This is a genomic window from Sphingobacterium sp. SGR-19, from assembly GCF_011043555.1.
Taxonomy (GTDB): domain Bacteria; phylum Bacteroidota; class Bacteroidia; order Sphingobacteriales; family Sphingobacteriaceae; genus Sphingobacterium.
The window spans coordinates 1-1,679 of record NZ_JAAKGS010000024.1; the positions used below are offsets into that span (position 1 = coordinate 1).

The following is a 1,679-nucleotide window of genomic DNA, read 5'->3' on the forward strand; positions in this document are numbered from 1 at the left end:
AAAAAGACGATCATGAACGTGCGCAGCGGAATCCGGTCCGGACGCTCCAGAAAGGAGGTATTCCAGCCGCACCTTCCGGTACGGCTACCTTGTTACGACTTAGCCCCAATTACCGGTATTGCCCTGACACGCTCCTTGCGGTTACATGCTTTAGGCACCCCCAGCTTTCATGGCTTGACGGGCGGTGTGTACAAGGCCCGGGAACGTATTCACCGCGTCATTGCTGATACGCGATTACTAGCGAATCCAGCTTCACGGGGCCGAGTTGCAGGCCCCGATCCGAACTGTGGGCGGCTTTGGGAGATTCGCATCCTGTTGCCAGGTAGCTGCCCGCTGTACCGCCCATTGTAGCACGTGTGTAGCCCCGGACGTAAGGGCCATGATGACTTGACGTCGTCCCCGCCTTCCTCGCTGTTTGCACAGGCAGTCTGTCCAGAGTCCCCGGCTTGACCCGCTGGCAACTGGACATAGGGGTTGCGCTCGTTGCGGGACTTAACCCAACACCTCACGGCACGAGCTGACGACAGCCATGCAGCACCTAGTTTCGCGCCCCGAAGGGAAGTGGCGTCTCTGCCACCGTCGCTAACTTTCAAGCCCGGGTAAGGTTCCTCGCGTATCATCGAATTAAACCACATGCTCCTCCGCTTGTGCGGGCCCCCGTCAATTCCTTTGAGTTTCAGCCTTGCGGCCGTACTCCCCAGGTGGATGACTTAACGCTTTCGCTTGGACGCTTACAATATATCGCAAACATCGAGTCATCATCGTTTAGGGCGTGGACTACCAGGGTATCTAATCCTGTTCGATCCCCACGCTTTCGTGCATCAGCGTCAATAATGGTCTAGGAAGCTGCCTTCGCAATCGGGGTTCTGGGACATATCTATGCATTTCACCGCTACTTGTCCCGTTCCGCCTCCTTCGACCACATTCAAGCACTTCAGTATCAAGGGCACTGCAACGGTTGAGCCGCTGTATTTCACCCCTGACTTAAAATGCCGCCTACGCACCCTTTAAACCCAATAATTCCGGATAACGCTCGGATCCTCCGTATTACCGCGGCTGCTGGCACGGAGTTAGCCGATCCTTATTCCTACGGTACACTCAGACAGCTACGCGTAGCTGCGGTTGTTCCCGTATAAAAGCGGTTTACGACCCATAGGGCCTTCGTCCCGCACGCGGCATGGCTGGTTCAGGCTCCCGCCCATTGACCAATATTCCCTACTGCTGCCTCCCGTAGGAGTCTGGTCCGTGTCTCAGTACCAGTGTGGGGGATTCTCCTCTCAGAGCCCCTAGACATCGTCGCCTTGGTGCGCCGTTACCGCACCAACTAGCTAATGTCACGCGAGCCCATCCATGTCCTATAAATATTTGGACAGTCCCCGATGCCGGAAACCATCTTCATGCGGTGTTAATCCGTCTTTCAACGGGCTATACCCCTGACATGGGCAGGTTGCTCACGCGTTACGCACCCGTGCGCCACTCTCATGCAGTAGTAGCAAGCTACTACCGCAATCCCGTTCGACTTGCATGTATTAGGCCTGCCGCTAGCGTTCATCCTGAGCCAGGATCAAACTCTCCATTGTAAAAATGAATCTTGACCCCGGTCTTCTTAGACCGGATCGTCAGTAAATGTACTGTACGGCCCGGACCGGAAAAAAATTGTAATTCCTTACAGCTTCCCC

Annotated in this window: 1 rRNA gene; it reads right to left on the reverse strand. The window is 55.4% G+C overall.

Annotated elements, in window-relative coordinates:
- Positions 1-50: 50 nt before the first annotated feature.
- A 16S ribosomal RNA gene (locus G5B43_RS19185) occupies positions 51-1,580 on the reverse strand.
- Positions 1,581-1,679: the final 99 nt, after the last annotated feature.